General features: G+C 42.5%; 1 protein-coding gene and 1 pseudogene. Both read left to right on the top strand.

The features are described from left to right. Positions 1–119: pseudogene (locus tag C7B77_RS31250) on the top strand (IS5/IS1182 family transposase); the annotation flags it as partial. Positions 120–281: 162 nt separating this feature from the next. Beyond that, positions 282–2,648: a single-stranded-DNA-specific exonuclease RecJ gene (gene recJ / locus C7B77_RS27665; protein ID WP_106312633.1), complete on the top strand. Its 2,367-nt coding sequence runs from the start codon at positions 282–284 to the stop codon at positions 2,646–2,648. Positions 2,649–2,743 lie beyond the last annotated feature (95 nt).

Below are 2,743 nucleotides of genomic sequence, written 5' to 3' on the forward strand. Positions count from 1 at the left end.
CCTTTGGATGGTTATCTTGGTGTCGGCGATTGAGTCGAGATCGTGAGGGTTTACCAGCAACTTCGGAAGCTTGGATTTATATCGCAATGATCCGGATCGTGGTTCGTCGTTTAGCATAATTTCATACCTCTCCCCAACTTTTCAAACACCCTCTAACATTCATAGTTGGGTATAATTAATTTTGTTAGTTCGATTATATTGTTTAAATTAAATAAATTATTTGGCAATTTTACTTCACAATTAATACACGAACGCTCGATCGGCAGTAATACGCATCAAAGATGGCAAACTCGATCCTAGACTGGCAACTTCCACCCCAAATAGAAATACCTCCTGAATTTGTCGCGGCAATTCGCAAGTGTAAACCGACAGTAAGTGGTAAATACGCCGCCAGATTATTATGGCAGCGGGGAATCAGAGAGATCGATCGGCTGTCGGGATATTTGGATTGTGACAAATATCAACCCAGTAGTCCCTTTGCCTTTGGGATCGAGATGACGGCGGCGGTAGAGCGATTGAAAAAAGCTTACATCTACGCCGAAAAGGTCGCTATTTGGGGCGATTTTGATGCGGATGGGGTGACGGCGACTAGCGTACTTTGGGACGGCTTGGGGCAGTTTTTCGCGCGGGGAGAACGGCTTAGTTATTATATCCCCGATCGCATGAAGGAATCCCACGGGTTGAATGTGGCGGGGATTAAAAAATTGGCGGCGCAAGGAATTACGCTGATCGTCACTTGCGATACGGGTAGTACGAATATTAAAGAAGTTGAATATGCCACTAAATTGGGTGTCGATGTCATCGTTACCGATCATCATACTTTACCTGCAAAACGTCCGCCCGTAACGGCAATTATCAATCCGCGTTATTTTGAGTCCGAACATCCATTATTTCATCTATCTGGGGTGGCGGTAGCGTATAAATTAGTCGAGGCTTTATATCTAACTTTGCCGGATATTCCCAAGCAACCAGTCGAGTATTTATTAGATCTAGTCGCGATCGGTTTAATTGCAGATTTAGTGCAATTGAGTGGCGATTGTCGCTATCTGGCGCAGCAGGGAATCAAGCGATTGACGCAGCAAAATCAGCCGGATATAGATGGTTTTCGTCCAGGAGTACATAAATTATTGCAATTATGCAAACGTAATGGCGATCGACCGACAGATATTTCGTTTGGGATTGCACCGCGTATTAATGCGATTAGTCGGATTCATGGCGATGCTAGTTTTGGAGTAGAGTTATTAACTAGTCAAGATGTCGATCGTTGTCACGAGCTAGCCGCTGAAACAGAACTGGCAAATACGCGCCGCAAGGAGTTGCAAAAAAATACGACGCTCAAAGTTCAGAGTAAATTATTAGATTTAGATTTATCTACTACTTCCGTAATTGTTTTAGTAGATAGTAATTGGTCGCCTGGAGTTTTGGGGTTAGTTGCCGGACAAGTCGCGCAAGAACATGGCAAGCCGACAATTTTATTAAGTACGAATAGTGACGGCGATACGAGTAAAGAAAAAGCAAAAGTTGCTAGAGGTTCGGCGCGATCGACTCAAAATATCGACCTATATCAGTTGGTCAATTCTCAATCACATTTACTCAATAGTTTTGGCGGACATCCTTTCGCAGCGGGAATGAGTATCAATTTAGACAATATTCCGGTATTTACAGAGGCAATTAACCAACAGCTACAGGCAAAACTCGGTACGATTCCACCGCCATCGATCGCCACCGATCTAGTTGTTACTGTAGCCGATCTTCAAGTGTCGAATGGACGAGAACTATTTGAAGATCTACTATTGCTAGAACCTTATGGAATGGGCAACCCAGCTCCTAAATTATTAATTAAAAATTGTCAGTTCAAGGATGTTAAAAATAGAAATATTCAAGACTTCAAAGGTAAAACCGTTCAATATATTCGGACAAAGTTCGAGCTAGTCGATGCTACTAGTTCTAAAGGTTTCCCCGGTCTTTGGTGGGGACATTACGAGCATGAGATTCCGCGTGTAAAGTGCGATGCGCTCGTCGAATTAGATTTTAACTCCTATGAGAAAAGATTTGAAATTCGTCTAGTCGAAGTCCGTCCGGCGGCGATCGATAATAAATCTCCGAATTTTAGCGATCGACAGTTTGCTCTAAAAATTCTCGATTTTCGTCAAGAATCAATCGAGCCAGCAGCGATCGATTCCGAACCAATTATCTGGGTCAAGCAATGCCCTAGTGAATGGGATGAGCTACAATGCTATTGTCAACAAGCAATTCAGACTAGTAGTAAGTTAGCTCTCAATTATCAGTCTACCAATCTAGCAACTAATAGCGAAATACTTCAGCAGCTAATTGGGATGGCTAAATATGCACTTCAGGCTGGCGAAAGTATTAATTTATATCGATTGCGCTCGCGGCTCAATCTTAGCGATCGAGCGATTCGACTGGGTTTAGATGCGCTAGTAGAAATTGGTTTTGATGTATCCCTTCAAAACCAAACTAATCTAGTTACGATTACGTTGTCTCAAATGCAAGAACGAAACGAGCTAGATCTGTATTCGTTAATTACCGTCCGAGAATTCTTTGCCGCGATCGAAGAAGAACAATTCAAACGTAACTATTTTCTACATGTGCCAGTCTACGCGATCGAAGCTAGTTTGACTACTTAGTCATTGTTTTTGGTGCGTTACAGCACTTTCCAGTTATATGGAGTACAGTAGTCGTAGATGAATAAATTTTTACAATCAAGCCATATTCGGTCGAT

It is taken from the genome of Chamaesiphon polymorphus CCALA 037, assembly GCF_003003845.1.
Taxonomy (GTDB): domain Bacteria; phylum Cyanobacteriota; class Cyanobacteriia; order Cyanobacteriales; family Chamaesiphonaceae; genus Chamaesiphon; species Chamaesiphon polymorphus.